The following is a 25,725-nucleotide window of genomic DNA, read 5'->3' as shown; positions in this document are numbered from 1 at the left end:
TGGCATTTTGATGGCGATGGCTAAACCGAAAAACCATAATCGGTTTTAATCAAGCAAAAGGCCGTCTGAAACTTTAGCCGCACTGATGCAGAGGCACCCACAATTTTTGCTTCTCGGATTTGTTTTTCTCGTAGCGGTTCCACGCTTTTTCATGAAAATAAAAGACGACGGTATTGACGATGGGTTCGACCAAAGCCACCACGCTGGAAACGCCGATACTGCCGGTCAGAATATAGGCGACACTAAATGCGACGCTGAAATGCAAAATAGCAAATGTAATGGTTTTAATCATTTTGTTTTCCTGATACATTGATGTTTTAATCGCTACATAATAATTATTATCAACTAACGCGTATATTTTAAATCCTTTATCCTAATTTAGATTTTATAAATCGATATTTTATTTTTGATAGGAATTTTATGAACCCGCTCCATATTGTCGTCCTCGACCGCGATACCCTCGTCAACCGTCCGTTTGAATTTGATTTTCCACACACATTAAGCAGCTACGGCACAACCGAAGCGCACGAAACGCTGGCGCGTATCCGCGGCGCGGACATTGTGATTACCAACAAAGTCGTGATTTCCGCCCAAGCATTTGCCGAAAATCCACAACTCAAGCTGGTTGCTGTTACCGCGACAGGCGTCAACAATGTGGACGTTGAGGCTGCCAAACAAAACGGCACAGCAGTGTGCAATATCCGCGCTTACGGCAATGAATCCGTGGCGGAACACGCGTTTATGATGATGATTACCCTGATGCGCAACCTGCCTGCCTACCAGCGCGACGTTGCGGCAGGCTTGTGGGAAAACTCGCCGTTTTTCTGCCATCTCGGCGCCCCGATGCGCGATTTAAACGGCAAAACGCTGGCGATTTTCGGACGCGGCAATATCGGTAAAACGCTGGCAACTTATGCTCAGGCTTTCAAAATGAATGTCGTGTTCGCCGAACATAAAAATGCCCAAAGCATCCGAGATGGCTATGTTTCCTTTGACGAAGCCATCCGCTCCGCCGATGTCGTGTCACTTAATTGCCCGCTCACGCCACAAACGGCAAACATGATAGGCGAAGCCGAATTGCAGCAAATGAAACCCGGTGCCATCCTCATCAACTGCGGGCGCGGCGGCTTGGTCGATGAAGCCGCTTTGGTTGCGGCGTTGAAATACGGCCAAATCGGCGGTGCAGGTTTTGACGTGTTGACACAAGAGCCGCCACGCGACGGCAACCCTCTGCTGAAAGCCCGACTGCCCAACCTCATCGTTACGCCACACATTGCATGGGCAAGCCAAGAGGCCGCCAACCGTCTGTTTGACATTCTTTTGGACAATATCAACCGCTTCGTGGCCGGCAATCCGCAAAATCTGGTTTAATCTATGGAAAACCTGTTGATAAGGTTGTGAACAATTTTAAAGGCCGTCTGAAATATTCAGACGGCCTTTATTAATCATTATTTATTTCATAAGGTTATCTATAAAATAGGTTAAATCGTTTCATTCTTCATTGTGGATAACCCTTAAAAAGGCCGTCTGAAATACTCAGACGGCCTTTTGTTTGCCCGGACAAATTAGATATCGTATGTAGTTGAAGCAGTATCGCCGCCCTTGCCTGTCCAGTTGGTATGGAAGAACTCACCGCGCGGTTTGTCGGTACGCTCGTAAGTGTGCGCGCCGAAATAGTCGCGTTGGGCTTGCAGCAGGTTGGCGGGAAGGCGTTCGGAAGTGTAGCCGTCAAGGAAGGTAATGGCAGAAGCCATGCAAGGCATCGGAATACCGCACTCGATCGCTTTGGCCACCACTTTGCGCCATGCAGGCAGACAGGTTTCCAACACGCCTTTGAAATAAGGATCGGAACCCAAGAACACCAAATCAGGATTGGCTTCGTATGCGTCGCGGATGTTGCCCAAGAACGCGCTGCGGATGATGCAGCCTTCGCGCCACAGAAGGGCGGTATTGCCGTAATTCAATGCCCAATCGTTGTTTTCGCTGGCTTCACGAATCAGCATAAAGCCTTGTGCATAAGAAATAATTTTGGACGCCAACAGGGCTTGGCGCAAGGCATCCACCCATGCGGCTTTGTCGCCTTCAATCGGGGTAATGGTTTTGCCAAACAGGCTGTTTGCTTGGGCGCGTTGGTCTTTAAACGCGGACACGCAACGTGCAAATACGGCTTCGGAAATCAGGGTCAACGGGATACCCAAATCGAGGGCATTGATGCCGGTCCATTTGCCTGTGCCTTTTTGTCCGGCAGTATCGAGGATTTTTTCGACCAAAGGTTCGCCGTTTTCATCTTTGTAGCCCAAAATCGCGGCGGTAATTTCGACCAGATAAGAATCCAGTTCGGTTTTGTTCCACTCGTTGAAGATTTGGTGCATTTCGTCATAAGACAGGCCCAAACCGTCTTTCATGAATTGGTAGGCTTCGCAAATCAACTGCATATCGCCGTATTCGATGCCGTTGTGCACCATTTTGACGAAGTGGCCCGCACCATCGCGGCCAACCCAGTCGCAACAAGGCTCGCCTTGAGGCGTTTTGGCGGAGATGGCTTGGAAAATCGGTTTGACGGCAGGCCATGCGGCTTCATCGCCGCCAGGCATGATAGATGGGCCGTGACGCGCGCCTTCTTCGCCACCGGATACGCCGGCACCGATGAAGCGGATGCCTTTTGCGGCCAGCTCGTGTGTACGGCGGGTGGAATCAGGATAGTTGGCATTGCCGCCGTCAATAATGATGTCGCCTTCGTCCAAAAGCGGAACGAGTTGCTCGATAAAATCGTCAACAACAGAACCAGCGCGCACCATCATCATGATTTTGCGTGGTTTTTCTAATTTATCAACCAGATCTTGCAGTGAATATGCGCCGATAATATTGGTATTTTTGGCTGCGCCGTTTAAAAAATCATCTACTTTGCTGGTCGTACGGTTGAATGCAACAACTTTAAAACCATTGTCGTTCATGTTGAGAATCAGGTTTTGCCCCATCACGGCAAGGCCGATAACGCCAATGTCGCCTTTCATTTGGTGAAACTCCATTATTGATTAAATTTATCAAGCGTAACTCTAGCTGATTTACAACTTTTTAACAATCCTTAACTTTTTAATTTTTTGAAAAGATACCTTTACGTTTCAGACGGCCTTTGCCTTTGGGAAAACAAACTATAAATTAGATTTTAAATAATAAATAGAAGATGATATTGAGTGCTGCCACAGCTTGTTGATAACTTTAATTACAAAAATTTTTCAAATACTTAGCTGATATTTTTTGATGAGGATAAAGTATGGTCGACCTTGTTTGCAGATGTGGATAAAAATTTCCTGCTGCTTCATTCTGTGGGTAACTTTTTGCCTGTGCACAATCTTAGCTTGTTTTATACTTCTCTAATCGGAACTGATTGACTAGAGAAATAGTCAAATGGTTTTTTATTTCAAGCTATTTTCATATTTCCTTTTATTTAAGCTGGGAAAAGGCCGTCTGAAAATATTTCAATAAGGTGTGCATATGAAGTTTTCCTTTAGTATTAACCTGTTATCTGTTTTGATTTTGGCCGCTTGTGCGCAACAGCCAGTTCAAAAGCCTCAAGTTTCCCTGCCCTCTGTATCTGTGGATAACCATGCGCCGGAGCAAGGAACAGGGCTGACGGAGCAGAAGTTAATCCGCGCCAAGCATTATATGGCGGCGTCTGCCAATCCGCTGGCAACTGAAGCCGGTTATGAAATTTTGAAGCGCGGCGGCAGTGCGATAGATGCGATGATTGCCATGCAGACAACTTTGGGACTGGTTGAGCCTCAGTCTTCCGGATTGGGTGGCGGTGCGTTTTTGGTGTATTGGGACAATAAGGCGAAAAAGCTGACGACGTTTGATGCCCGTGAAACAGCGCCGAAAGCGGCAACGCCGGAACTTTTCTTGGACGAAAACGGCAAACCGATGGGCTTTATGAAAGCGGTGGTCGGCGGCCGTTCGGTCGGTGTGCCGGGGATTCCGAAGCTGCTGGAAGATGTCCATAAGCGTTACGGCAAATTGCCGTGGGCAAGTTTGTTTGAGAAACCGATTACTTTGGCGGAACAAGGTTTTGCTGTTTCTCCGCGTATGGCGAAATCCATCGAACAAAATTTGGAACCCTTGCAACGTTATCCGCAAACTGCTGCCTATTTCTTACCCGACGGCAAACCTTTGGCTGCGGGAACGGTTTTGAAAAATCCTGAATTTGCGCGTTCTGTGCGCCTGTTGGCGGAAAAAGGCAGTGCGCCGTTTTACCAGGGAATGCAGGCGCAAAATATTGTCCGTGCCGTTACCGGTGCTGTGGATAATCCCGGCAAAATCAGCATGGCGGATTTGAAAAACTATCAAGTTATCGAGCGTAAGCCGGTTTGTGCGCCGTATCGTGAATATGAAGTTTGCGGCATGGGCGCGCCAAGTTCCGGCGCAATCGCTTTGGGGCAGATTTTGGGCGTATTGCAGAATCAGGATATGAAAACGTTGGGCGCGGAAAATATCCACAGTTGGCGCTGGATAGGCGATGCGTCGCGGATTGCGTTTGCCGACCGCGATTATTATGTCGGTGATCCCAAGTTTGTGAATGTTCCGACCCGAGTCATGATTTCACAGGCTTATTTGAAACCGCGTGCCGAAGAAATCCGCAAAGCTGACAAGGCATTGGAAACTATTCAGGCAGGTAAGTTCGGCAAGGAATACGCGCAAGGCATGGCGATCGAGCTGCCGTCCACTAGCCATTTGGTGGTTGTGGATAAAGACGGCAATGTCGTGTCGATGACGACTTCGATTGAAAACGCGTTCGGTTCGGGGCTGATGGCAAACGGTTATCTGCTCAACAATGAATTGACCGATTTTGCCTTCAACCCTGTCGGCGCGGACGGTAAAACGGTGGCAAATAGTGTTGCCGGTGGCAAACGTCCGCGTTCTTCGATGGCGCCGACTATTGTGATGAAAGACGGAAAACCTTATATGGCGGTCGGTTCACCGGGCGGCAGCCGCATTATCGGTTTTGTTGCTAAAACACTGGTTGCGCATATCGATTGGGATATGGACATTCAGACGGCAATTTCACTGCCGAATATGCTCAATCGCGGCAGCCAGTATGAAATCGAGGAAAAAACCGCTGCTGCGGATAAAGCGGCTGCGTTGGAAAAATTGGGCTACAAAGTCCAAATCCGCGATTTGAATTCTGGCGTGCAAGGCATTGTGATCGGCAAGGACGGTTTGCTCGGTGGCGCCGACCCACGCCGTGAAGGCAAGGTCATGGGCGATTGATATTGTCGGTTTGACATGTAAAGGCCGTTTGAACAGCTTCGTTTCAGACGGCCTTTTTAGTTTGGGAAAATATATGGATAAGATGTGTATAAGAATAACATTAAATTTTAATATTTTTATTTTTCAATAAGATAAAAGATATGAATATGTGGATAATTACTTGTGGAAAACAACATGATTTAGGCCGTCTGAAAGGTTCAGACGGCCTTTTTATTGGACTGTTTTGTCTATTTTCTATCAGGCTGCCGGCAACTCGTGAAAAGCACTAGGCAAGTCTTCGTCATCGGCAAACTCAACCCATTCGTAAGCGCTTTCATCTGCCAAAACGGCACGCAACAGTGCATTATTGATGGCATGACCTGATTTGTAACCTTCAAATGCACCGATAATCGGATGGCCGACAATGTACAAATCGCCAATCGCATCCAGGATTTTGTGGCGGACAAATTCATCGGGATAACGCAAACCTTCCGGATTCAAAACATCCATGTCGTCAATCACGATGGCATTGTTCAAATTGCCGCCCAGTCCGAGATTGTGGGCGCGCATCATTTCCACTTCGTGCATAAAGCCGAAGGTACGGGCGCGGGCAATCTCATCGATATAGGATTTTCCTGCAAAATCAATCTCGAAAGTAGGTGCGCTGCGATTGAATACGGGATGGTCAAATTCGATGGTTAAAGTAACTTTAAAGCCGTCATAAGGCGTAAAGCGCACCCATTTTCCGGTTTCTTTGATTTCAACGGGTTTGAGGATTTTTAGAAAACGTTTTTGGGCTTTTTGATCGACAACGCCTGCATCTTGTAATAGGTAAATAAACGGCAGGCTGGAGCCGTCCATAATCGGAATTTCAGGCGCGTTCAATTCAATCAAGGCATTGTCGATGCCATAGGCAGACAGAGCCGACATAATGTGTTCAATCGTGCCGATGCGCACGCCTTTATCGGTAACGATGGTTGAAGAGAGGCGGGTATCGTTGATCAAATAAGGATTCAATTTGATTATTTCGCCCATTTCCCCACTTAAATCGGTACGGCGGAACGAAATACCGCTGTTTTCTTCGGCAGGATGCAAAGTCAGAGCGACCCTTTCGCCCGAATGCAGGCCAACGCCGGTAACGCTTACTGATTTGGCTAAAGTCCGTTGCAGCATAATTGCTTCCTTTTAAAAAGTCTGATGGGCAAATGATACGTTAAAAAGGAAAAAACAAGCCATCATTTTTAATAGTATTTGCCAATATGGATGTTTTGCGGGTGTGAATTTCAAAATTTTAATTATCCACAATAGCATGTGAAATTGAAGTGGGTAATTTGGGTTTTATCCACAGAAAAATAGAAGAACTAAGATTCTATCCTTTTTTATTCCGGCATTCAGTTGGGGTTGGCCTCAAAGATAAAAAGCGACTATCAAATTGGTTTTAAAGAAAGTTATTCCGTTATCCACAGATGGTTTGGTTCTTCATCAAAATCATTATTTTAAAAATTAAAATATTATGATTTGAAAAAAACACTGAATGATCAACACAAAAATGGCAAAATACGGAGGAATAGAACTAAGTTTATGATTTCCATAAGCTTATGAAACTTTTAAGATTGGAAAATGGTTTTTATGAAATAAAATATCAAAAGCTAGAACTAATCCGATTTGCCTGATATTTTCCTACAAACAAGAATTTCATGTTTTCTTTATTTAAATCAAACAACTTAAAAGTAATTATCTGTAATCCTAGAAAGTAATTTTATTTCAGGATACAATGGACTTACTGAAAAATTTTTCCCATTCCATCTAATAGGAGTAGCAAAATGAGTATTAAAGTAGCGATTAATGGTTTTGGCCGCATCGGTCGTCTGGCATTGCGTCAAATTGAAAAAGCCCAAGGTATCGAAGTCGTTGCTGTTAACGACTTGACTCCTGCCGACATGTTGTTGCACCTCTTCAAATACGACAGTACCCAAGGCCGCTTTGAAGGCTCTGCCGAATTGAAAGACGACGCTATTGTTGTTAACGGCAAAGAAATCAAAGTATTTGCCAATCCTAATCCTGAAGAATTGCCTTGGGGCGAGCTGGGTGTGGACGTCGTCCTTGAATGTACCGGTTTCTTTACCAATAAAACCAAAGCGGAAGCCCATATCCGTGCCGGTGCGCGCAAAGTTGTGATTTCGGCTCCCGGCGGCAATGATGTGAAAACCGTTGTATACGGCGTAAACCAAGATATTTTGGACGGCAGCGAAACCGTCATCTCTGCCGCTTCTTGTACGACTAACTGCCTGGCTCCTATGGCTGCGGTATTGCAAAAAGAATTCGGTATTGTCGAAGGCTTGATGACCACCATCCACGCCTATACCGGCGACCAAAACACCCTTGACGCGCCACACCGTAAAGGCGACTTCCGCCGCGCCCGTGCCGCTGCCTTGAATATCGTACCGAACAGCACCGGTGCCGCTAAAGCCATCGGTTTGGTTATCCCTGAATTGAACGGCAAACTTGATGGTTCTGCCCAACGCGTTCCCGTTGCTACCGGCTCTTTGACTGAACTGGTTTCTGTTCTCGAGCGTCCTGTGACCAAAGAAGAAATTAATGCTGCGATGAAAGCTGCCGCCAGCGAGTCTTACGGCTACACTGAAGATCAAATCGTTTCTTCCGACGTCATCGGTATTGAATACGGCTCACTCTTCGATGCCACTCAAACCCGCGTGATGACCGTAGGCGACAAACAATTGGTGAAAACCGTTGCTTGGTACGACAATGAAATGTCTTACACTTGCCAATTGGTTCGTACCTTAGAATTCTTTGCCAGCAAAATCTAAAGGATAACAGGCTGAATCAATCAGTCTGTGGATAACTCAAAGGCCGTCTGAACATTTCAGACGGCCTTTTGTTTGTAGAAAGATTCAATCTGCAATCAGATTGTGGATAGTTTAATCACTGTGGCACATTTGTTTTCTATCTTAAATTGCACTTCATAATCCGCAATATTCATTACATAAATCCGTTCGGGAATATCTTGGTAGGCAGGACGGGGATCTTGGGCAATGCTTTGCTCAATAAGGTGTTTTTCTTCTGTGGATAAATATTCCGCAAGCGTACTTTCTGCCCAAACAACGTTCAATTCTTCAGGTTTGCCGCTGACAAAGCCTGATGATGCGTCAGGTTTGGATTCGACAAACGGGATGTAGGGTTTGATATCCACTACTGGGGTACCGTCCAATAGGTCTGCACCGCTGCAATAGATGCGGACAGGTTTGCCTGTTTCGATGCGTTCGAGTTTCAGCAGGGATAAACCGAGATGATTGGGGCGGTGTGGGCTGCGCGTGGCAAATACACCCATTTTTTGTTTGCCTCCGAGCCGTGGCGGACGCACCATTTGCGCCCAACCTTCATCCAATACGCCATGGAAAATAAAACTTATCCACACATAGTCGAAGTCTTCCAAGCCTCGAACGCTGTCTGCGGTAAATTCAGGAGTGAGTTCAATGCAAATTTCTGCCGCAGGAACCAAACCGGGTTGGCGGGCAATACCGAATTTTTGTTTGTAGGGGGAATGAACGGTTGCAATAGGCGTAATCGAATAGGACATAATTTGTGGATAAATATTCTGTGCAAACTGTCATCATATCACAGATGTTTTCCCACATTTTGCAGTAGTAATTTGTTATAATACAAAGCATTTATTCCAAATGTCCGTACATTGGCAATAAATGAATAATTTAAATTATTTAAAATAAAATCAATAGGTTATATTAATCCATGATTGTTTCTATCGATGTAGATGCACAAAAAACGTTTACGCCTTTGTGCCCGAAAGAATTGCCTGTTGCCGAAGGTCATCTGATTGCGGATGAACTCAATGCCCAAGCCGCGTTGGCGGATTTACGCGTTATGACGAAAGATGCGCATCATGTTGCGGCAAAATGGCTTGTGGATAATCCTGTTGATATGTTAAAACCGACGGGTTTGCCCGATGCGGATTTGACTTGGGTGTCACATGCGATGGTTGGAACATATGGCTATGAATTGTTGGATGGCCTGCCTTCAGCCAAGGAATACGATTATTGTGTTTGGAAAGGCGTCGATCCTGAGTTACATCCTTACGGCGCATGTTTTCACGATATTGAAGAAAAGCTCAGTACAGGTTTGATCGAATGGTTGCGCTGTAAAAATGCAAATACAGTTATTGTCGGCGGTTTGGCAACGGATTATTGTGTGAAAACAACGGTTTTACAGTTGCTTAAAGGCGGAGCTTGGAAAGTCATTGTCAATCGGGCGGCTTGCCGCGGCATTGCTCCGGAAACGGTTGAATCCGCATGGCAGGAAATGCATTCTGCCGGAGCTATTATTTTAGAAAATGCCGAAGAAATAAAAAAATACATTAATAATCAATAAATTATATTTAAAATACTGTTGTTTCACGTGAAACATTTTCCAAAATATGAAGATTTTACTTGTCCGCTTGTCCAGTATGGGCGATTTAATTCATACGTTGCCCGCAGTTGAAGATTTGGCGCGACAATGTCCTGAGATAGAGCTCCATTGGCTATGTGAGGCAGGGTTTGCAGATATTGCCCGCTTGCATCCTTTTGTCAAAAAGGTTCATGTAATGAAATGGCGGCAATGGCGCAAACACCTTTTTCAGGCTGAAACGTGGCGTGAAATAGGCCGTCTGAAAACGGATTTACAGGCTGAATCTTTTGATTTTGTTTTAGATAGCCAAGGACTGATTAAAAGCGCATGCTTTGCCAAAATGGCGAAATCCCCTATTTACGGTTTGGATAAACACAGCGCGCGTGAAAGTTTAGCTGCCTTTGCATACAGTAAAGCGTTTGCCGTGCCGAAAGGTAAAAATGCGGTCTGGCGAAACCGTGAATTATTCGCCCAAGTATTTGGTTATACAATGCCTGAAACGCAGGTATTTGGTTTGTCGGTTCCTGAATCAGGCCGTCTGAAAAATTTGCAATCCCCTTATTACGTTGCTTTGCATGCAACCAGTCGCGACAGTAAATTGTGGCCGGTAGAACACTGGTGTGCATTATTGAAAAAGTTGAATGAAGAACAACAATACAATGTGTATCTGCCGTGGGGAAATGAAACCGAAAAAATGCGTGCCGAACAGATTGCAAGCGATTTACCGTTTGCTTCGGTTTGCGACAAAATGAATTTATTACAGGCTGCATTTTTATTGAAAAACGCAGAGGGTATTATTGGCGTAGATACCGGACTGCTGCATCTTGCCAATGCATTGGAAAAGCCTGTTGTAGGAATTTATACAGATACAGATCCGGCCAAGACCGGCGTTCAAGTTTCGGCTTATGCAAAAAATTTAGGCGGTATTGCTCAAATTCCCAATGTTGACGAGGTTTATCAAACCTTGATGGATTGTGTTACAGCATACGGTAAATAATTACTGGGGAGTTGGATTTATTTTCTGAGTAAATGCTTTAGAAATGATATAATTCCGCTCTATTTGCCAAGATTTATATAAATTTGGTTTTGTCATGTTGGTGAAAACCGAATTGGATTTTATATAAAGAATGTATCAAAAGCAGTATGCTAGATTTGATGGACATTCTTTTTAGGAGAATTGAATGAAAGCACTGGTCGCAGTAAAGCGCGTAGTGGACTACAACGTCAAAGTTCGTGTGAAAGCCGATGGTTCCGATGTGGATATCGGTAATGTCAAAATGTCGATGAACCCATTTGATGAAATTGCGGTAGAAGAAGCTGTCCGTTTGAAAGAAGCCGGAAAAGTAAGCGAGATTGTTGCTGTTTCTCTTGGCGAGAAAAAATGTGAAGAGACGTTGCGTACTGCTTTGGCGATGGGTGCCGACCGTGCGGTTCACGTTGAGACTGATGCGAAGTTGGAGCCTTTGGCTGTTGCTAAATTGCTGAAAGCTGTTGCGGATAAAGAAAATCCGCAAATTTTACTGTTGGGCAAACAGGCAATTGACGATGACGCCAACCAAGTTGCCCAAATGCTGGCTGCGTTGTTGAATGCGGCTCAAGGTACTTTTGCATCAAAAGTGCAAATTGAAGGCGAAGAAGCATTGGTAACCCGTGAAATTGACGGCGGCGAAGAGACTGTTGCATTGAAGCTGCCTGCGGTCATCAGTGCAGATTTGCGTTTGAACGAACCACGTTTTGTCAAACTTCCTAATATCATGGCGGCAAAGAAAAAGCCTTTGGAAAAATTAAGTCCTGCCGATTTGGCTGTGGATATTTCTCCACGTTTGAATACCGTGAAATTTGCCGAACCTAAAGCACGTCAAGCCGGTGTAAAAGTGGCTGATGTTGCCGAATTGGTTGAAAAGCTGAAAAACGAAGCCAAAGTGATCTAAGGAGTATGAAATGAGCGTATTGATTATTGCGGAACATAATAACCAACATTTGAATCCTGCCACTTTGCATGCGGTAACGGCTGCTACTAAATTGGGTAATGTAGATTTATTGGTTGCCGGCAGTAATGCTGCTGCGGTGGTTGAAGAGGCAAAACAGGTTGCAGGCGTAGCGAAAGTTTTGGTAGCCGATGCGCCCTATTACGCTGAAGGCTTGGCAGAAGAATTAACGCCTTTGGTTGTTAAACTGGCTGCGGATTACCGCTATGTGGCTGCGACTGCAACTGCGTTTGGTAAAAATCTGTTGCCCCGGGTTGCTGCCCTGTTGGATGTACCACAAGTTTCCGATTTAACCGAAGTTGTGGATAACTCGACATTTGTTCGTCCGATTTATGCCGGTAATGTATTTGAAACTATTCAATCCAATTCTGAAAAATTGGTACTGACTTTCCGTGCGACAGCATTTGATGCTGCCGGACAAGGCGGTAATGCAGAAGTGATTAATGTTGAGGCAACGCCTGCTCAAAACCTGAGCCGTTTCGTAAACCGTCAACTTTCCCAGTCTGACCGCCCAGAATTGACTCAGGCAAAAGTGATTGTTTCCGGTGGTCGTGCATTGGGCAGCGCTGAAAAATTCAATGAAGTATTGACTCCTTTGGCTGATGTTTTGGGTGCGGCGATTGGGGCATCCCGTGCAGCAGTGGATGCCGAGTATGCGCCAAACGATGCCCAAGTCGGACAAACCGGTAAAGTGGTTGCGCCGCAACTGTACTTCGCTATCGGTATTTCCGGAGCTATCCAACACGTTGCCGGTATGCAGGACAGTAAAGTGATCGTTGCTATCAACAAAGATGCTGACGCTCCGATTTTCAATGTAGCAGATTATGGCTTGGTTGGTGATTTGTTTGAAGTTGTGCCTCAACTGACTGAAGCACTGAAAAACTAATGTTTCACGTGAAACGTTCAGACGGCCTTTGCTATATAAGGCCGTCTGAAAATATTTTGGCATGATTACGACCTATAAAACCATTACCACTCCGACACAGGCTGAATTTAAAGATAAAGGCAGTCGCTTCATTGCATATGCCTATCCGATTCGCACTTTAGCCGATGTGAAGAAATATCTCGACCTATTAAAGGAAGAGCATCACAAGGCGCGACATTGGTGTTACGCCTATCGATTGGGTGTGGATGGAATGCAGTTTCGTGCAAACGATGATGGAGAACCGTCTGGAAGCGCAGGCCGTCCTATTCTGGGGCAGATTGATTCTGTCGGCGTAACGGATGTGTTGGTTGTGGTTGTGCGCTATTTTGGCGGTACGCTATTGGGTGTTCCCGGTTTGATTCATGCCTATAAGGAATCAACGGCTCAGGCGCTGGTGATAGCTGAGGTTGTTGAAAAGAATGTCGAAAAGACAGTTTGGTTGAAATGTGAATATCCTGTTTTGAATGAGGCCATACGGATTGCCAAACAATATCAGGCCGATATTGTGGGACAGGATTTGCAGCTGGATTGTAAGTTGACAGTGAAAATAGCGTTGGCCGATTATGAAGCTTGTATTGCTGCTTGGAAAAATACGCGCCAAATTGAAGTAGATACTGAGAAGTCGTTTGAATAAAAGGTCGTCTGAACATATTTGAGAAATCAAAAGTTTCAGGCGGCCTTTGATGTTTTAGCCTTAGTATCTGTCTAAAGCATTTACGCTTGAGCGCAGGTGTTCCCAAGCCAGTTGATGAAATTCCCCTAGTGCGTTCCATAGGGCATCTTCGCTCATAATGCTGTATTCGCCCTGTGTTCGTAAATCAACATCTGCCCCTTCTTCAATGGCTTGATAGCATGCTTGGTATTCGTTGGTATAGAAGTCATCCATGTCTTGCATGAGGCTTGCAGCATGTTTCCAGCGGGCGATATCTGCTTCCAGTTGTGGCAGTAATTCGCACCATTCGCGGTATTTGCTTTGAATTTCGTCAATACGTTTTTGCATGATTTGTCCTTTCGTTGTTTGAAATTAGAGTATGGTTGTCTTGGTGCGATATTATTCTTAATTTGAAACAGCTATGCAAGATGGAACAATATTCCATCGATTGAATTTTATTTACAACATCTATTCTTCAAGGAGATGGTATGAAATTGCTCGTTATTGGTAATGGTGGACGTGAACACGCACTGGCTTGGAAATTGGCGCAGTCGTCTAAAGTAGAAACTGTCTTTGTTGCACCTGGTAATGCCGGAACGGCAATTGAGCCTAAACTGCGGAATATCGCATTAACGGCACATCAAGATTTAATTGATTTTTGCCGTAATGAAAATATTGCCTTTACCGTAGTTGGCCCTGAAGCGCCTTTGGCTGCGGGTGTGGTGAATGACTTCCGTGCTGCCGGATTGAAGATTTTTGGCCCGACTCAATACGCGGCCCAGCTGGAGAGCTCAAAGGATTTTGCTAAAGCGTTTATGGCAAAATATAACATTCCAACTGCGCAGTACCAAACCTTTGAAAATGCCGATGCTGCACATGATTACGTCAATCAAAAAGGTGCGCCGATTGTTATTAAAGCGGATGGTTTGGCTGCCGGCAAAGGCGTGATTGTCGCCATGACTTTGGATGAAGCCCATGCTGCTATTGATGATATGTTGTTGGGCAACAAAATGGGCAATGCAGGCGCGCGCGTCGTGATTGAAGATTTCCTGCAAGGCGAGGAAGCAAGCTTTATCGTTATGGTGGACGGCAATCATGTTTTGCCGATGGCAACCAGTCAAGACCATAAACGCCTGTTAGATGATGACAAAGGCCCTAATACCGGCGGTATGGGCGCATACAGCCCTGCTCCGGTGGTAACGCCTGATGTGTACGAGCGCGCGATGAATGAAATTATTTTGCCGACTGTGGCCGGTATGAAGGCAGAAGGTCATGAATTTACCGGCTTTTTATACGCAGGCTTGATGATTGATAAAACTGGTGCGCCTTATACCATCGAATTCAACTGCCGTTTCGGCGACCCTGAAACCCAGCCAATTATGAGCCGTTTGGATAGCGATTTGGTGGATTTGATTGAAACGGCAATCGACAGCAAACTGGATAGTGTCGCTGCCGAATGGAATCCGCAGACCGCGGTAGGCGTGGTGTTGGCCGCACAAAATTATCCTGACTCCCCGAAAAAAGGCGATGTAATCTTTGGCTTGGATAAAGCCAATCAAATCGGTAAAGTTTTCCATGCCGGTACTGCGACGAATGAAAAAGGCGAAGTGGTAACCAACGGCGGCCGTGTGTTGTGTGTAGTCGGTTTGGGCGATGATGTTGCCCAAGCTAAAAGCAAGGCTTATGAGGCATTGGAAACAATCCGTTTTGACGGTATGCAATACCGTAAAGACATTGCCGATAAAGCCATCAACCGTTAATAATGAATAGAAATAGGCCGTCTGAACACAGATTATCCGACAATCTCAGTTTCAGACGGCCTTGGTATGATGATGATGTTTCCCAGAATTTTATCGGCTGCAGCCCAACACAGGCTGCAGGCGCATCTTAAAAAAGGCGGTTTGGTCGCCTATCCTACCGAGTCTTGCTATGGCTTGGGCTGTATCCCTACTTTGCCCAAAGCGCTCAATCAATTGATTCATCTGAAAAAACGACCGCAACACAAAGGCATGATTGTCATTGGCCATAGCTTGGAACAGTTGCAACCTTTGCTGCAAAGGCAGTCTGAAAATATCCAAACCATGCTGCATAAAGCATGGCCTGCTCCGAAAACTTTTTTATTGCCGGTCGGCAAAAAAGTATTGCCCTCATTGCGGGGAAAAGGACGCAGTAAATTGGCTGTCAGGGTTCCTGCGCACGCAGGTGCAAGACGTTTGTGTCAGGTTTTGGAAATGCCTTTAGTCTCTACTTCATGCAATCGTGCAGGCAAACGGGCGTGCAAAACGGAAAGGGAAGTCAGAAGACAGTTTGGCAGGAAAGTCTGGGTTGTAGGCGGATTGATAGGTAAGCAGAAAACGCCCAGCCAGATTATTGACGGAGAAACAGGGGCAAGGCTGCGTTAAAGAAGGGCTAAATGATCAAAGGGAAGTTATTTTTAAGAAGAAAATTTCTTCAAAACTATTGGAATATTTTTGTAGAAAATATCCTGTACAGAATCCAGTTTGATGCATGGTAGTCTGTAAATACAGCTCGATTAAGCAGATAGTAAGTCAGTAAATAGAGTAGAAAGCAGTATTTTGTGAAATGCTCTTGCAAAGAATGAAGCAAATTTTGAGCGTAAATGAATCGCTGTAATAAATTATTTTTGAATAAACAAATTTTGTGGATAAATTTGAAGATAAATTTCCATAAAAACATAAAAAGGCCGTCTGAAACTTGATATTCAAAGCATTCAGACGGCCTTTTAAATATTTAAACTGTGGATAACTTTGTGAATAAATGTGGATTAAAGCTTATGTCCGCACACTGTTTCGTATTGTTTTTCAGTAATCGTGCCGCTCATGACGCTCATTGGGCGGATGCTGGTCGGTGTATAGCTTTGGTTGGAAATCACCCGGCCGTGTTCGTCCATCAGTTGCAGCGCTGCCAAGCGATAGGTTTTGTTTGAGCAATGAATTTCCCAGCTGCCGATAGCCGTTTTATAGGCCGGGGTGTTAACGAAACGTTCCTCTTTCAGTTTGGAAACGGTTTTTTTATCGCGGAAAGTAACCAGTGCGCCATTTCTTTTAATGCTGCTTCTATCAATAGCCACTTTGATATTGCCTTCTGAGATGGTGCCGATGTTGGTCCAGCTGCCGCTGCCGCTCGATGTGGTTGTTGTTTCACAGGCACTCAACATCAAAGCCGCAAATACGGTTGCAGCTAGGGAAAAACGTTTGATATTCATAAAACCTCATTATTTACAAAAAGTCAGTCGATATTATCCGTGAAGATGGCATATATCGTAAATCGATTTTGCAAAGTTGAACCTCTGAAAAGAAATTTATGAAAAATACGCTGAAAAGGCCGTCTGAAATCTGTCTTTCAGACGGCCTTGAAGTGTAAAATCATGTATAATTGCAAACAATTTGGTTTTCATCCCATAGGAAGATCCGACATGATTAACCCTATCGCTGCACTTTCCCCATTAGATGGCCGCTACGCCAAATCCGTTGAAGCATTGCGTCCGATTTTCTCCGAATACGGCCTGATGCGTGCGCGTGTCAAAGTTGAATTAAACTGGCTCAAAGCCCTTGCCGCCGAGCCTAAGATTGTAGAAGTTCCTGCTTTCAGCGATTTTACGCTTGCTGAAATCGACAAAGTGATCGAAAACTTCTCGCTTGAAGATGCCGCCGCCGTCAAAGCCATTGAGGCGACCACCAATCACGACGTTAAAGCCATCGAATATTGGCTTAAAGAACGCTTCTCCGGCGTGCCTGAAGTGGCTGCCGCCAGCGAGTTCATCCACTTTGCCTGCACCAGCGAAGACATCAACAACCTGTCCCACGCTTTAATGCTGCAAGAAGCGCGTGAGGCTGTTTTGCTGCCGAAACTGGCCGAAATCATCGAAAAACTGACCGGCATGGCGCATGAGTTGGCTGCCGTCCCTATGATGAGCCGCACGCATGGCCAGCCTGCTACGCCAAGCACACTGGGTAAAGAAATCGCCAATGTCGTGTACCGCCTGCAACGTCAGTTTAAAAACCTGCAAGCGCAAGAGTTCCTCGGCAAAATCAACGGTGCAGTCGGCAACTACAATGCCCATATGGTCGCTTATCCCGATGTGGATTGGGAAACCCATTGCCGCAACTTCGTTGAAATCAGCCTCGGCCTGACCTTCAACCCCTACACCATTCAAATCGAGCCGCACGACTATATGGCGGAATTCTTCCAAGCCATCAGCCGTGTCAACACGATTCTGATCGACTTTAACCGCGATGTTTGGGGCTATATTTCTTTGGGTTACTTCAAACAAAAAGTCAAAGCAGGCGAAGTCGGTTCTTCCACCATGCCGCACAAAGTCAATCCGATCGACTTTGAAAACTCCGAAGGCAACCTCGGTATGGCCAATGCCGTATTGGGCTTTTTGTCTGAAAAACTGCCGATTTCCCGTTGGCAGCGCGATCTGACCGACAGCACCGTATTGCGCAACATGGGCGTAGGCGTGGGCTATACCGTATTGGGCTTTGCCGCCCATCTGCGCGGTCTGAACAAGCTTGAGCCGAATCCTGCCGCCCTTACTGCAGATTTGGACGCTACTTGGGAGCTGCTGGCCGAGCCGATTCAAACTGTAATGCGTCGTTACGGCGTGGCCAATCCTTACGAGAAGCTGAAAGATTTGACACGCGGTAAAGACGGCATTACGCCTGAAGTGTTGAAACTCTTTATCGAGTCGTTGGAAATTCCGGCAGAAGCCAAAGTCAAATTGCTTGAGCTGACTCCTGCGTTGTATGTTGGCAAAGCCGAAGAGTTGGCAAAACGAATTTAAAAGGTTTTTTTCAGGGCGCACTTTCTTAGTTATTGAAATTTTTTGATAGATAAGAAACCAACCCTCTACATCTAACAAATTAAAAAGGCCGTCTGAAATCTCTTTCAGACGGCCTTTTTCGATTCAATTCGTTATTTCACTTTGCCTTTCAACGCGCCGTAGCCGGCTGCGTCCATTTCTTCCAAAGGAATGAATTTCAAACTTGCGCCATTGATGCAATAGCGCAGGCCGCCTTTGTCTTTCGGGCCGTCGGGGAAAACGTGTCCTAAGTGCGAATCGGCGGCGTGGCTACGCACTTCGGTGCGGCGCATGTTGTAGCTGAAATCGTCGTGTTCGGTAACGGCGGAGGTATTAATTGGATGGGTAAAGCTCGGCCAGCCGCAGCCGGAATCGAATTTGTCGGCGGAGCTGAACAGGGGTTCGCCGCTGACGACGTCTACATAAATGCCGGGTTTGAACAGATGGTCGTATTCGTGGCTGAAGGCGTATTCGGTCGCGCTTTTTTGGGTAACTTGGTATTGCTCTTCGGTCAGGAGGCGTTTGAGTTCGGCAGCGCTGGGTTTTTTATACGTTGCCGCGTCGAAGCCTTTGCCTTGCGGAGTGGCTTTGGTTTTGCCCGGCAGCGGTTCGTCGGCTTTGCGGATATCGATGTGGCAGTAGCCGTTGGGGTTTTTAATCAGGTAGTCCTGATGGTATTCCTCGGCATCGTAGAAGTTTTTCAGCGGTTCGTTTTCGATGACGAGGGGCTGTTGGTATTTTTGCTGCTCGCGTTTGAGCGCGGCGGCAATGACAGTTTTTTCGGCAGGGTCGGTGTAGTACACGCCGCTGCGGTATTGCGTGCCGATGTCGTTGCCTTGTTTGTTGAGGCTGGTCGGGTCAACAACGCGGAAATAGTATTGCAGGATGTCGTCTAGGCTGAGTTTGTCGGCATCGTAGGTGACTTTGACAGTTTCGGCATGGCCCGTATCGCGGTAGGACACGTCTTCGTAGCTTGGGTTTTCCGTTTTGCCGTTGGCGTAGCCGGATACGGCGTCAATCACGCCGTCTATGCGTTGGAAATAGGCTTCCAAGCCCCAAAAGCAGCCGCCAGCGAGGTAGATGGTGCGCGTATTCATGATTGCTGAATCCTTTTTCTGTGTGTCGGGTTTGTAAAATGTGTTTTTCAGACGGCCTAAATCGGCATCGGGATCGCGGATTAAAGCCAATGCCTGCGCTTCGTTGATGCTGCCTTTGACGATGCGCTGCACGTCGCCGTCTTTGCCGATTAATGCCCATGAAGGGTAAACACTGATATTCAGGCTTTGGGCGATGGTGCCACCGTTGTCGGTAACGACGGGCAGCTTGGGATAGTTCAAACCGGCATACCATTTTTGAAAGTCGCCGTCTTTTTTCTCGTGTAGAAAACCGGGTGAGACAACGGTAATCAGGTTGGCAGAACCGAATTTTGTATCTTGCGCCCATTTTTCAGTTTGTCCCAATTCGGACAAACACAAAGGACACCAACTTGCCCAAAATTTAATCAGGGTGGGTTTGTCTTTTTGCAGGTAAATAGTGGCAGGGCGGTTGTCAGGGGTTTTCAACGAGGACAATGCCTGTGGTACGGTTGCAGCTTCGGTATCCATCATTTTGGATGAGCAGGCGCCAAGTACAAGCAGGCAGCCGAACTTGGTGCAAAGTGAAAATAATGTGCGGGGATTCATCTCTATGTTTCCTGTATGGATGGTTTGTCTTGTTAGACGTTGGAAATGCCAAAACCTGACAACCTTGATTTTCAGACAACCTTGCCATGTAAAATACGCTACAATACTCCCTATTTCAAGTTTCTAAAATTAAAAGGAAAATTTAATGTTCAGCTTCTTCCGTCGCAAGAAAAAACAGGAAACTCCGGCTCCTGAGGAGGCTCAAGTTCAGGAAACCGCAGCAAAAGTAGAATCTGAAGTTGCTCAAGTAGTTGAAAATATTAAAGAAGATGCCGAATCTTTAGCAGAAAGCGTCAAAGGGCATATTGAATCAGTTGTCGAATCGGCTGTTGAAACTGTCAGCGAAACCGTCGAGCAGGTTCGGGAAGCTTTGACCGAAACGCCGTCTGAAACAATCGAAAAAGTAGAAGAACACGTTGAAGTGGCAAAAGAAGCGGCCGTTGAAACCGTCAGCGAGGCTGTTGATCAGGTTCAAGAAGCCGTTGCCGAGATGCCGTCTGAAGTGGCCGAGGTTGCTGAGGAAGCAGCAGAACAGGCTGAGGCGGCAAAAGAAGCAGCAGTTGAAACCGTCAGCGAGGCTGTTGAGCAGGTTCAAGAAACCGTTGCCGAGATGCCGTCTGAAGTGGCCGAGGTTGCTGAGGAAGCAGCAGAACAGGCCGAAACGGTCAAAGAAGAAGCTGTTGAAGCAGTTAGCGAAGCTGTCGAGCAAGTTCAAGAAGCCATTGCGGAAACACCGGCTGAAGCCCCTGCTCAGGCAGAAGAACCCAAGCTCAGTTGGGCTGCGCGTTTGAAACAAGGCTTGACCAAATCACGTGACAAAATGGCAAAATCGTTGGCCGGCGTGTTTGGCGGCGGGCAAATCGACGAGGATTTGTACGAAGAGCTGGAAACTGTTCTGATTACCAGCGATATGGGCATGGAAGCCACCGAATACTTGATGAAAGACGTGCGCGACCGTGTCAGCCTCAAAGGCCTCAAAGATGGCAACGAATTGCGCGGCGCGCTGAAGGATGCGCTGTACGACTTGATTAAGCCTCTGGAGAAGCCTTTGGTCTTGCCGGAAACCAAGGAGCCTTTCGTGATTATGCTTGCCGGTATCAACGGTGCAGGCAAAACCACGTCTATCGGCAAACTGGCCAAATATTTCCAAGCGCAGGGCAAATCTGTGTTGCTGGCGGCAGGCGATACTTTCCGTGCCGCCGCGCGTGAGCAGCTTCAGGCTTGGGGCGAGCGCAACAATGTAACCGTGATTTCGCAAACCACAGGCGATTCCGCAGCCGTTTGCTTCGATGCTGTCCAAGCCGCCAAAGCGCGTGGGATCGATATCGTGCTGGCTGATACAGCCGGACGCCTGCCGACGCAGCTTCATTTGATGGAAGAAATCAAAAAAGTGAAGCGCGTGTTGCAAAAAGCCATGCCTGATGCGCCACATGAAATCATCGTCGTGCTTGATGCCAACATTGGTCAAAACGCCGTCAACCAAGTCAAAGCCTTTGACGAAGCTCTGGGTCTGACCGGCCTTATCGTCACCAAACTCGACGGTACAGCCAAAGGCGGTATCCTTGCCGCCCTTGCCTCTGACCGCCCAGTTCCTGTCCGCTATATCGGCGTAGGCGAAGGCATCGATGATTTGCGTCCGTTTAATGCCAAAGCGTTCGTGGATGCCCTATTGGATTAAATAGACAGGCTGAGGCTTGTAAACACAGTTTGCGGGGGATTTCTGAGCTATATTTTGAAAGATTCAGCATTCGGTTGATACCAGCCAAACAAGCTGTTAAAAAGGCCGTCTGAAACCTAAAATCAGGTTTCAGACGGCCTTTATTTATTTGCAGGTTTAGTTTTTCCGTGCGGTAACGAACTCGGCCAGTTGGCGCAGACGCAGGGCTTTGTCGCCGAATGGCTCGATCAGGGAAACGGCTTCTGCAATCAGCGTCTCTGCGTAAGTACGCGCGGCGTGCAGGCCCATCAGTTTGACGTAGGTCGGTTTGTCGTTGTCCGAGTCTTTGCCGGCGGTTTTGCCCAAGGTGGCGGTATCGGCTTCGCAGTCCAATACATCGTCGATCACTTGGAAAGCCAGGCCCAATTTGGCGGCGTAGTGGTCTAAGGTTTGGATTTGCGCCGGTGTTAAGTCTGGGCAGGAAAGTGCGCCTAAGGCCACGGCCGCGCGGATGAGTGCGCCGGTTTTGAGGCTGTGCATCTGTTCCAGTTCGGCCTGATTCATGGCTTTGCCGACATTGGCAAGGTCGATGGCTTGTCCGCCCGCCATGCCGAGGCTGCCGGATGCTTGGGCCAGTGTGGATAACATGGCAAGCTGACGTTCGGCAGGCAGGCCTGTCGGACGGCTCAATACATCAAAGGCTTGGGTTTGCAGCGCATCGCCGACCAAAAGGGCGGTTGCTTCATCGTATTGCACATGGCAGGTCGGTTTGCCGCGGCGCAGGCTGTCGTTGTCCATCGCCGGCATATCGTCGTGAACCAGCGAATAGACGTGCACCATTTCGATGGCCGCCATCGCCTGCTCGACGGCATTTTGGTTTGCTTCGCCCAATTCGGATGCGGCAAGCACCAAGAGCGGGCGCAGCCGTTTGCCGCCGCCGAGGGTAACGTAACGCATGGCTTCATGCAGCGTGTGCGGCACTTGGCTTTCAGACGGCAAGAAATGCGCCAGCAGCAATTCGGTTTGCGCTTGGGCTTTTTGTTGCCATGTTTTGAGTTCATTCGCCGGGTTCAAGGTTCAACTCCTTCAGTTCGCCGGCATCCAAGACTTGCAATTTTTGCTCGACTTCCGCCAATTTGGTTTGGCAGTATCTGACCAATTCGTTGCCTTCCTGATAGGCGGCCAGAGCGTCTTCCAGCGGCATTTCGCTGCTTTGCATGGCCTGGGTCAGGGTTTCGAGGCGGGATAAGGCTTCTTCAAAGGATTGGGGGGCGTTTTTTTTCATGGTTTGAAATGATGGGCAGAAAAGGGGAATTGTAGCATTTTTAGATGATGAAGGCCGTCTGAACAGGGATGAAAACGAAATCAAAGATTTCTGTTTCTTTGTTCAGACGGCCTTTTTTAAAACGGAATAACGTTATCAGCCCGGTAAAACGGCTTTTTGATAGTTGAGCGCGATAAACTGCTTCTCGGCATCCAATTCAGTGATTTTGAACAATGCCTGCGATTTGGGCAGCGCATCAAACGGAATACCGGTCGCGCGCGTTACCAGCGGCAGGCCTTCAATGCGAACGAGGTCTTCTTTGAGGATGGTGGCCGTTAGCTCGCTCGTGCCTTGCTGTTGCAGATAGACGAGGCTCCAGTAGGCTTCCATTTGGCGTTGGAAGTCGGCGTAGGCTGTATAGGCGGCATCAAAGTCGCGTAGCGCGGCGAAAAGCTCGGCATCGCTGTTTTGATACAGTGGCTCGGCAGTGTCGTCTATCAGGCTGATCAGCTGCTTTTGGTTGATGTAGTCGGCGGCGCGGCGCAGCGGCGAGGTAAACCAGCCGTAATGCTGCACGCCCATGCCGATGTGCGGCTCGGACTTGGTGCTCATGCGCACTTTGCCTGCCGGTTGGACGCGGAAAAGGCCGGGCAGCTCGTTTTCATCCAGCATTTGCGCCCAAGTGCTGTTGGCAAGAATCATCATCTCGCTGACCAGCGTATCGATGGGCGAACCGCGTTCGCGGCGGACGACGGATACGTTGCCTTCCTCATCCAATTCGATGCTGTAATCGTATTGAGGCGCGCGGTCGGGCTCGTATTTGCTGCGCGCTTTTTGCAGGGCGATGGCAAATTGATAGAACCAAATCAGGTCTTGATGGTGGGCAAACATCATTTCGCCCGCTTCGTCCAAGCCGGTTTCGGCGTTGAAATGCGGCTCGATGGTTTGAATGCGCAGGTTTTCAGCGATGTTGACCGCTTCGATTTTGCAGGTCGGTGCGCCGACGTTGAACTCGTTGTCCACATCGAAATAAATGCTGATGGAAGGGCGGTATGCGCCTGCATCAAGGCTGAACGCGGCAATCCAGTTTTCGGGCAACATAGTGATTTTGCCGCCGGGGAAATAAACCGTGCTCAAGCGGTCCATGATGTTTTTTTCCATTTTGTCGCCTTGTTTAATGGCAAGCGACGGTGCGGCGATGTGGATACCGACGCGTTTCATGCCATTGCCCAAGTCGGTCAGGCTCAAAGCATCATCAACTTCGGTGGTCGATTCGTCGTCAATGGAAAAGGCGGTAACGTCGGCCTTGGGCAGGTCGGGCATTTCAGGAAGCGGAAAGTCGGGGAAGCCTGTTCCTTTAGGGAAGTATTTGATTTCAAATCCGTCTTGCAGGTATTGGGGAATGGACGTAATGCCGCCCGTTTTTTTCGCCAGTTCGTAGGCGGAGGTTTTCAGCGCGTCAGCGGCTTTGGTAAAGGCTTTGTAAGTCAGCGACTGCTTGTCGGGTGCGTGTAAGATGGTTTTCAAATCCGCCGCGATTTCAGACGGCATCTCGCCGCGTTTCAAGGCTTCTGCCCAAGCGTCGATTTGCGCGTCTTGCTGTTTTTTGCGTTCGATGGCGGCAAGTGCCTGTTTCAAAGTTTCTTCTGGCGCGGCTTTGAACACGCCTTTGGCTTTTTTGTAGAAATACATCGGCGCGGCGTACAGCGCAATCAAAGTCGCCGCCAGCTCGGTTTTGGTCGGCGCATGGCCGTAATATTCTTCGGCGATGGCTTCGGCGGTAAATTCTTCTTCGCCGCATACTTCCCACAATAAATCGGTGTCGATGTCCGCCGCCTGTGCCTGCGCGTTCTCCAAAAACGCCGCCATATCGCCGTCAAACTCGGCAAAGACATTGTTTGCCTTCACTTTGGTGCGTTTGCCGTGTTGGGTATCGACTTGGTAGGTGGCGTCGTTTTTTTGGACGATTGAGGCAACTTTGAATTGGCCGGACTCTTCGTAAAAGATATTCATTTTTTTAGGATTTTATGATTTGTAGGAAACGCGTGATTTTAGCAGATTTGCACAAGAAAGGCCGTCTGAAAAACATACTTTCAGACGGCCTGTTCAAACGGCGGATGATTAATACTGATATGCCGCCAGTTTGCGTTTGATTTCAGGCAGGGCGGCGCGTGCGGCCTGTTCGCCCAATTGGATGGCGCGTTGTTTTTGGTCGAAACCGCCAACCGAACCCAGCTCCAAAACCTGCGGTTTGATGACCACATTGGCTTGTCCCAATTCTTGGCGTAAGGCGGTTTGGCTCATCACGTTGAAGGTTTGGTCAAGATAGGAGAACATGCCTTGGCTGACATTTTTGGCCGGACGGGCGGAAATATCGACGGCAATGATGAAGTTTGCGCCCATTTTTTTCGCCGCGCTGACCGGTACGGGCTGTGACAGGCCGCCGTCTACATATTTGCGGCTGCCGATGACGACAGGTTGAAACACGTTCGGAATCGAAGCAGAAGCGCGGACTGCCTGTCCGGCATTGCCTACGTTAAATACCACAGGTTTACCGCTTTCAAAATCGGTCGCAACGGCGGCAAATTTGATGGGGAACTGCTGCATCGGGCGGTTGCCGACTTTGCGGTTGATGTAGTTTTGCAGTTTTTCGCCTTTGATGAAGCCGCTGGTGGACAAGGTCAAATCCACCAAATCGGTTTTACCCAAAATTTCCGCTTCCAATTCGAGGCGGTCGGGCGACATTCCCGAAGCGTACATACTGCCGACAATCGAGCCGGCGGATGTGCCGGTAACGATTTTGACCGGAATATTGTTTTCTTTCAAAACCTTAATAATCCCGATATGAGCAAAGCCTTTGGACGCGCCGCCACCCAAAGCCAGCGCAACCGTGGCTTTCGGTTTGGGTGCAGGACGCGAAACCGTATTTTGACCCTGTGCAGAAGGTTTGGATTGCGGCGCGTTGCCGCTCGGACAGGCAGCCAATACCAAGACGGACGAAGCGGCTAAAAACGTTTTGAATGTGGAAAAAAGTTTATTCATGTTCAGACAGCCTTTAATATGTCG

23 protein-coding genes are annotated in these 25,725 nt (G+C 47.6%); 12 read left to right on the top strand and 11 right to left on the bottom strand.

The window, feature by feature from the left end; genetic code table 11:
• Positions 1-73 precede the first annotated feature (73 nt).
• Entirely contained in the window at positions 74-292 is a 219-nt protein-coding gene (locus CYJ98_RS09205; RefSeq protein WP_101755657.1) for a DUF2061 domain-containing protein, read from the bottom strand.
• A gap of 128 nt (positions 293-420) precedes the next feature.
• On the opposite strand from CYJ98_RS09205, the gene CYJ98_RS09200 reads away from it, so the two are divergent.
• Entirely contained in the window at positions 421-1,371 is a 951-nt protein-coding gene (locus CYJ98_RS09200; protein WP_101755658.1) for a D-2-hydroxyacid dehydrogenase, read from the top strand.
• Between the two features lie 194 nt (positions 1,372-1,565).
• On the opposite strand, the gene gnd is transcribed toward CYJ98_RS09200, so the two are convergent.
• Positions 1,566-3,014, bottom strand: coding sequence for a decarboxylating NADP(+)-dependent phosphogluconate dehydrogenase (gnd, locus tag CYJ98_RS09195; protein ID WP_101755659.1), 1,449 nt, complete (start codon positions 3,012-3,014; stop codon positions 1,566-1,568).
• A 481-nt stretch (positions 3,015-3,495) separates the two neighbouring features.
• On the opposite strand from gnd, the gene ggt reads away from it, so the two are divergent.
• Positions 3,496-5,265: a gamma-glutamyltransferase gene (gene ggt, locus CYJ98_RS09190; protein ID WP_101755660.1), complete on the top strand. Its 1,770-nt coding sequence runs from the start codon at positions 3,496-3,498 to the stop codon at positions 5,263-5,265.
• A gap of 237 nt (positions 5,266-5,502) precedes the next feature.
• Here ggt and lpxC read toward each other — a convergent pair whose 3' ends face one another.
• Complete coding sequence (gene lpxC / locus CYJ98_RS09185) at positions 5,503-6,417, bottom strand: UDP-3-O-acyl-N-acetylglucosamine deacetylase (RefSeq protein ID WP_101755661.1); 915 nt, start codon at positions 6,415-6,417, stop codon at positions 5,503-5,505.
• Positions 6,418-7,067: 650 nt separating this feature from the next.
• On the opposite strand from lpxC, the gene gap reads away from it, so the two are divergent.
• Positions 7,068-8,072 carry a type I glyceraldehyde-3-phosphate dehydrogenase gene (gene gap / locus CYJ98_RS09180; protein ID WP_003747744.1) on the top strand — a complete coding sequence of 335 codons (1,005 nt, stop codon included), beginning with the start codon at positions 7,068-7,070 and terminating at the stop codon, positions 8,070-8,072.
• A gap of 95 nt (positions 8,073-8,167) precedes the next feature.
• Here gap and tsaA read toward each other — a convergent pair whose 3' ends face one another.
• Complete coding sequence (gene tsaA / locus CYJ98_RS09175) at positions 8,168-8,842, bottom strand: tRNA (N6-threonylcarbamoyladenosine(37)-N6)-methyltransferase TrmO (protein ID WP_101755662.1); 675 nt, start codon at positions 8,840-8,842, stop codon at positions 8,168-8,170.
• A 170-nt stretch (positions 8,843-9,012) separates the two neighbouring features.
• Here tsaA and CYJ98_RS09170 point away from each other — a divergent pair, with 170 nt between their 5' ends.
• The 5 genes from CYJ98_RS09170 (at position 9,013) to CYJ98_RS09150 (ending at position 13,213) form a co-directional block, all read left to right on the top strand.
• Positions 9,013-9,648 (top strand): nicotinamidase, encoded by a 636-nt coding sequence (locus CYJ98_RS09170; RefSeq protein WP_101755663.1) that lies wholly within the window; start codon positions 9,013-9,015, stop codon positions 9,646-9,648.
• A 46-nt stretch (positions 9,649-9,694) separates the two neighbouring features.
• On the top strand, positions 9,695-10,663 hold the full coding sequence (gene waaC / locus CYJ98_RS09165) for a lipopolysaccharide heptosyltransferase I (RefSeq protein WP_101755664.1): 969 nt from the start codon (positions 9,695-9,697) through the stop codon (positions 10,661-10,663).
• A 184-nt stretch (positions 10,664-10,847) separates the two neighbouring features.
• The gene (locus CYJ98_RS09160; RefSeq protein ID WP_003686610.1) at positions 10,848-11,597 is read left to right on the top strand and encodes an electron transfer flavoprotein subunit beta/FixA family protein; all 750 of its coding nucleotides are present in this window, start codon (positions 10,848-10,850) and stop codon (positions 11,595-11,597) included.
• Positions 11,598-11,607: 10 nt separating this feature from the next.
• Positions 11,608-12,540 carry an electron transfer flavoprotein subunit alpha/FixB family protein gene (locus CYJ98_RS09155; protein WP_101755665.1) on the top strand — a complete coding sequence of 311 codons (933 nt, stop codon included), beginning with the start codon at positions 11,608-11,610 and terminating at the stop codon, positions 12,538-12,540.
• 61 nt (positions 12,541-12,601) lie between these two features.
• On the top strand, positions 12,602-13,213 hold the full coding sequence (locus CYJ98_RS09150) for an IMPACT family protein (RefSeq protein WP_101755666.1): 612 nt from the start codon (positions 12,602-12,604) through the stop codon (positions 13,211-13,213).
• A gap of 60 nt (positions 13,214-13,273) precedes the next feature.
• Here CYJ98_RS09150 and CYJ98_RS09145 read toward each other — a convergent pair whose 3' ends face one another.
• Positions 13,274-13,579 (bottom strand): DUF4298 domain-containing protein, encoded by a 306-nt coding sequence (locus CYJ98_RS09145; protein ID WP_070813687.1) that lies wholly within the window; start codon positions 13,577-13,579, stop codon positions 13,274-13,276.
• Between the two features lie 140 nt (positions 13,580-13,719).
• Between CYJ98_RS09145 and purD the strand changes: the two genes are divergently transcribed.
• Positions 13,720-14,991, top strand: a complete 1,272-nt coding sequence (purD, locus tag CYJ98_RS09140) for a phosphoribosylamine--glycine ligase (protein WP_101755667.1) — start codon at positions 13,720-13,722, stop codon at positions 14,989-14,991.
• A 72-nt stretch (positions 14,992-15,063) separates the two neighbouring features.
• Positions 15,064-15,633: an L-threonylcarbamoyladenylate synthase gene (locus tag CYJ98_RS09135; RefSeq protein ID WP_101755793.1), complete on the top strand. Its 570-nt coding sequence runs from the start codon at positions 15,064-15,066 to the stop codon at positions 15,631-15,633.
• A 383-nt stretch (positions 15,634-16,016) separates the two neighbouring features.
• On the opposite strand, the gene CYJ98_RS09130 is transcribed toward CYJ98_RS09135, so the two are convergent.
• The gene (locus tag CYJ98_RS09130; protein ID WP_101755668.1) at positions 16,017-16,457 is read right to left on the bottom strand and encodes a surface-adhesin E family protein; all 441 of its coding nucleotides are present in this window, start codon (positions 16,455-16,457) and stop codon (positions 16,017-16,019) included.
• A 210-nt stretch (positions 16,458-16,667) separates the two neighbouring features.
• Between CYJ98_RS09130 and purB the strand changes: the two genes are divergently transcribed.
• Positions 16,668-18,038 (top strand): adenylosuccinate lyase, encoded by a 1,371-nt coding sequence (purB, locus tag CYJ98_RS09125; RefSeq protein WP_101755669.1) that lies wholly within the window; start codon positions 16,668-16,670, stop codon positions 18,036-18,038.
• A 131-nt stretch (positions 18,039-18,169) separates the two neighbouring features.
• Here purB and msrAB read toward each other — a convergent pair whose 3' ends face one another.
• A complete protein-coding gene (gene msrAB / locus CYJ98_RS09120) occupies positions 18,170-19,738 on the bottom strand; it encodes a bifunctional peptide-methionine (S)-S-oxide reductase MsrA/peptide-methionine (R)-S-oxide reductase MsrB (RefSeq protein ID WP_101755670.1) in 1,569 nt (522 codons plus the stop codon).
• A 145-nt stretch (positions 19,739-19,883) separates the two neighbouring features.
• On the opposite strand from msrAB, the gene ftsY reads away from it, so the two are divergent.
• Positions 19,884-21,416: a signal recognition particle-docking protein FtsY gene (gene ftsY, locus CYJ98_RS09115; protein ID WP_167382863.1), complete on the top strand. Its 1,533-nt coding sequence runs from the start codon at positions 19,884-19,886 to the stop codon at positions 21,414-21,416.
• Positions 21,417-21,572: 156 nt separating this feature from the next.
• On the opposite strand, the gene CYJ98_RS09110 is transcribed toward ftsY, so the two are convergent.
• The 4 genes from CYJ98_RS09110 to CYJ98_RS09095 all read right to left on the bottom strand — a co-directional run bounded on the left by CYJ98_RS09110 (position 21,573) and on the right by CYJ98_RS09095 (position 25,701).
• Positions 21,573-22,469, bottom strand: coding sequence for a polyprenyl synthetase family protein (locus CYJ98_RS09110; RefSeq protein WP_101755671.1), 897 nt, complete (start codon positions 22,467-22,469; stop codon positions 21,573-21,575).
• Positions 22,453-22,680, bottom strand: coding sequence for an exodeoxyribonuclease VII small subunit (locus tag CYJ98_RS09105; protein WP_003681131.1), 228 nt, complete (start codon positions 22,678-22,680; stop codon positions 22,453-22,455). The genes CYJ98_RS09110 and CYJ98_RS09105 overlap by 17 nt, the downstream gene beginning before the upstream one ends.
• Positions 22,681-22,815: 135 nt before the next feature.
• Positions 22,816-24,672, bottom strand: a complete 1,857-nt coding sequence (locus CYJ98_RS09100; protein ID WP_101755672.1) for a ribonuclease catalytic domain-containing protein — start codon at positions 24,670-24,672, stop codon at positions 22,816-22,818.
• A gap of 108 nt (positions 24,673-24,780) precedes the next feature.
• Positions 24,781-25,701 (bottom strand): patatin-like phospholipase family protein, encoded by a 921-nt coding sequence (locus CYJ98_RS09095; protein ID WP_101755673.1) that lies wholly within the window; start codon positions 25,699-25,701, stop codon positions 24,781-24,783.
• Positions 25,702-25,725: the final 24 nt, after the last annotated feature.

Source organism: Neisseria perflava (assembly GCF_002863305.2).
Classification (GTDB): Bacteria; Pseudomonadota; Gammaproteobacteria; order Burkholderiales; family Neisseriaceae; genus Neisseria; species Neisseria perflava_A.
The sequence above is the reverse complement of the archived record's forward strand: the minus strand, read 5'-3'. Positions and strand labels throughout refer to the sequence as shown.

Coding starts and splice junctions, on each gene's coding strand:
- lpxC (WP_101755661.1), bottom strand. CDS start 6,417: ATGCTGCAACGGACTTTAGCCAAATCAGTAAGCGTTACCGGCGTTGGC.
- CYJ98_RS09130 (WP_101755668.1), bottom strand. CDS start 16,457: ATGAATATCAAACGTTTTTCCCTAGCTGCAACCGTATTTGCGGCTTTG.
- ggt (WP_101755660.1), top strand. CDS start 3,496: ATGAAGTTTTCCTTTAGTATTAACCTGTTATCTGTTTTGATTTTGGCC.
- CYJ98_RS09170 (WP_101755663.1), top strand. CDS start 9,013: ATGATTGTTTCTATCGATGTAGATGCACAAAAAACGTTTACGCCTTTG.
- ftsY (WP_167382863.1), top strand. CDS start 19,884: ATGTTCAGCTTCTTCCGTCGCAAGAAAAAACAGGAAACTCCGGCTCCT.
- CYJ98_RS09205 (WP_101755657.1), bottom strand. CDS start 292: ATGATTAAAACCATTACATTTGCTATTTTGCATTTCAGCGTCGCATTT.
- CYJ98_RS09155 (WP_101755665.1), top strand. CDS start 11,608: ATGAGCGTATTGATTATTGCGGAACATAATAACCAACATTTGAATCCT.
- CYJ98_RS09145 (WP_070813687.1), bottom strand. CDS start 13,579: ATGCAAAAACGTATTGACGAAATTCAAAGCAAATACCGCGAATGGTGC.
- waaC (WP_101755664.1), top strand. CDS start 9,695: ATGAAGATTTTACTTGTCCGCTTGTCCAGTATGGGCGATTTAATTCAT.
- CYJ98_RS09095 (WP_101755673.1), bottom strand. CDS start 25,701: ATGAATAAACTTTTTTCCACATTCAAAACGTTTTTAGCCGCTTCGTCC.
- purB (WP_101755669.1), top strand. CDS start 16,668: ATGATTAACCCTATCGCTGCACTTTCCCCATTAGATGGCCGCTACGCC.
- purD (WP_101755667.1), top strand. CDS start 13,720: ATGAAATTGCTCGTTATTGGTAATGGTGGACGTGAACACGCACTGGCT.
- CYJ98_RS09100 (WP_101755672.1), bottom strand. CDS start 24,672: ATGAATATCTTTTACGAAGAGTCCGGCCAATTCAAAGTTGCCTCAATC.
- gnd (WP_101755659.1), bottom strand. CDS start 3,014: ATGAAAGGCGACATTGGCGTTATCGGCCTTGCCGTGATGGGGCAAAAC.
- CYJ98_RS09135 (WP_101755793.1), top strand. CDS start 15,064: ATGATGTTTCCCAGAATTTTATCGGCTGCAGCCCAACACAGGCTGCAG.
- msrAB (WP_101755670.1), bottom strand. CDS start 19,738: ATGAATCCCCGCACATTATTTTCACTTTGCACCAAGTTCGGCTGCCTG.
- CYJ98_RS09105 (WP_003681131.1), bottom strand. CDS start 22,680: ATGAAAAAAAACGCCCCCCAATCCTTTGAAGAAGCCTTATCCCGCCTC.
- gap (WP_003747744.1), top strand. CDS start 7,068: ATGAGTATTAAAGTAGCGATTAATGGTTTTGGCCGCATCGGTCGTCTG.
- CYJ98_RS09150 (WP_101755666.1), top strand. CDS start 12,602: ATGATTACGACCTATAAAACCATTACCACTCCGACACAGGCTGAATTT.
- tsaA (WP_101755662.1), bottom strand. CDS start 8,842: ATGTCCTATTCGATTACGCCTATTGCAACCGTTCATTCCCCCTACAAA.
- CYJ98_RS09160 (WP_003686610.1), top strand. CDS start 10,848: ATGAAAGCACTGGTCGCAGTAAAGCGCGTAGTGGACTACAACGTCAAA.
- CYJ98_RS09200 (WP_101755658.1), top strand. CDS start 421: ATGAACCCGCTCCATATTGTCGTCCTCGACCGCGATACCCTCGTCAAC.